A 2420-nucleotide genomic window follows, 5' to 3' on the forward strand; every position below is an offset into this window, starting at 1 on the left:
CATAGAACAAAGCATGTATCTCGTTAGAAAAAAAGGACGAATTGGTATGGTTTTACCTGGCGCGATTTACATAGATGAAGGGAGTACGAAGCTACGTAGAGTCTTTTTGGAAGATTATGGTTGGGAATGGCTGTTTAGTTTCCGAAATAGACACCGTATCTTCCCAATCCTTTCGTCTTTCATTTTTTGTTGCATTATCTTACAGCGTGGGCAATTTTCGAAGGCGTTGAAAACGGCCTTTTATGTTGAAGATCTGCAGCAATGGGAAAATGAGAATGTCTCTTGCAACATCGTTGATACTGACTTTATTCGAAAGTTTAGCCCAGAATTCCTTTTGGTGCGCGCAATTAACAAAGATGAGGAAGCCAAGATTATGGAGAAGCTTTACGGAAGAGGCAGACTCATAGGTGATGTCGCAAGCAAGCCGAGAATAAAGTACACGAGAGAGTTTGATATGACAACCGACTCGAAACTGTTTCCAGCAAGGGACAAATGGGAGAGGAAAGGATTCATCAGAGATCCTTTTGGATTTTGGCTTAACAAAGAGGGGGAAATCGGTCTGCCCTTAATTGAAGGGAAAATGATATACCAGTTTGATCCTTTTTACGCAGCGCACGTCACCGGCAGGGAAAGGTAGAGAATGAGTGCGGAAATTTATTCAACAGAGTTAAAAAGCATTCGGGGATCCAAGGTTACCTTCAGGGACATTGCAAGATCGACAGACGAAAGAACTGCTATCAGTTGCATTATGTGGGATTTTCCGAGAGAAGGATGCACAGCTCCTGGCTTCTGCCTATGCGATTATGATGATCACATTGCATATCCATTGCATTCTTATTTGAATACTCTGTTATTTGACTCCATTACTCGAAAAACAGTCTCTGGAACTCACTTGAAAAAATACATCATGCTTGAATTGCCAATAAGTGATTCTTGTATTCGCGCCCGGCTATTCATCAGATTTTCCACATCATTGTCGCTATCTTTACCACTGTTCTCGACTGAATGGTTAATTTTTAGAAATCGATACAACTTTAGTAATAATTGGACTGATTTTTGGGCATGGTCGGAGACCCTGCGAATGAAATACCGCGCAATCCTAGACGCCATCGCTTTTTACAGTTCAGCGCTCGACTTAGAAGAGGTAAATTGCATCCTCTCAATGGACGAGAAGGATCCACGGGGATTTTTCAGAATGGACAAAGATCTCGAAAAGGAATTTAGATATCCGGCAATTGTAGCTGGAGCATTTTCGGACCTCGTTGAAGAATTCAACGGCAACATCGATCGATTCGCGGAATCCTGGCAACTTCCTGAGAATGCGCTGAATCATCGGGACGCAGTAAGAGGAATGGAGTGGAGAAAGTGGAATCCTGGAGACATACTTTCTTTTGAGGCCGATGAACTTGCCAAAAATGAAGGAATACCATGGATTAATTATAAGAAGGAATCAGAGCCAGAAATTGCAACCGAGAGGCCAATGAGTCCACGACGTGCGCTCCACATCCACAGAGATCGGCTCGCGAAATTTCTGATCGATGCTAGGAAGATGGGGTTCAAGAGTGAAGTCACAGAAAGATACGATCGCTTGTGGAGCGAAGTTTGGGCGAGAGACCCCGATAAGACGGTCCTTACTTGGAGGGACTGCGAAGAATATGCGAGATGCGTGCTTTCGTTAGTTAAACCAGAAGGAGCATACGAAAGGCTAAAAGATGTAATTTCTGGTACTAAGCCATACAGATACATATACGACCCCGACTTCGAGGAAAAAATGAAAATGTGGGAAAATGATGAGGGCAAAGGTGGTAAACCATCAAAATCTGCTTCAAATAAACAACCCTCATGTTCTCTTGTAGGCTACATGGAGGGGTCAACCTGACAAATACTCAGGTTTTAAATCCAATTGTGTTCGCCGAAAAAGTCAACCGTCAATATTTGAGGTATAGGTTCTCGCGTCTGCCATTGAAAGACAAGAGACTTCGCGATCAAGCTGAACAGCTCGTTGGAAAACCAGATCGATCAATCTTCATAAAGGGACCGTATGTGACCTTATCTAGACCGCTTCTCGAGGGGAAAACTGTTAAGGAATTATGCGATGATGGGATTTTTCACCGTGATCTGCACGACAAATCAATTGCTGAGTTTTCCACTCTCTTCAAGCATCAGGAAGATGCTGCTCGTGCAATAAAGAACAGAAAAAATCTGGTCATTTCCACGAGTACGGGAAGTGGCAAAACTGAGGCTTTCCTTTATCCCATTGTCAGTAAATGTCTCGAGCTGAGGGACTCAGGCGCACTGAGAGGCGTTGTAGCCGTACTCATTTATCCCATGAACGCCCTAGCAAACGATCAGAACGAAAGATTGAGAAGACTACTAGCCGGGACTGGCATAACATTTGGAACCTATACAGGTGCTACGCT

Annotated in this window: 3 protein-coding genes; all 3 read left to right on the forward strand. The window is 43.6% G+C overall.

Going from position 1 to position 2420, the window contains the following annotated elements; translation table 11 throughout:
• Positions 1-637, forward strand: a 637-nt coding sequence (locus QW087_08040) for a hypothetical protein (GenBank protein MEM2944674.1), incomplete at its 5' end; no start/stop codon positions are given.
• Between the two features lie 444 nt (positions 638-1081).
• Positions 1082-1879 carry a hypothetical protein gene (locus tag QW087_08045; GenBank protein ID MEM2944675.1) on the forward strand — a complete coding sequence of 266 codons (798 nt, stop codon included), beginning with the start codon at positions 1082-1084 and terminating at the stop codon, positions 1877-1879.
• Between the two features lie 83 nt (positions 1880-1962).
• Positions 1963-2420 (forward strand): DEAD/DEAH box helicase (locus QW087_08050; protein ID MEM2944676.1); only part of this gene is annotated, 458 nt, incomplete at its 3' end.

It is taken from the genome of Methanomassiliicoccales archaeon (assembly GCA_038850735.1).
Taxonomy (GTDB): Archaea; Thermoplasmatota; Thermoplasmata; order Methanomassiliicoccales; family JACIVX01; genus JACIVX01.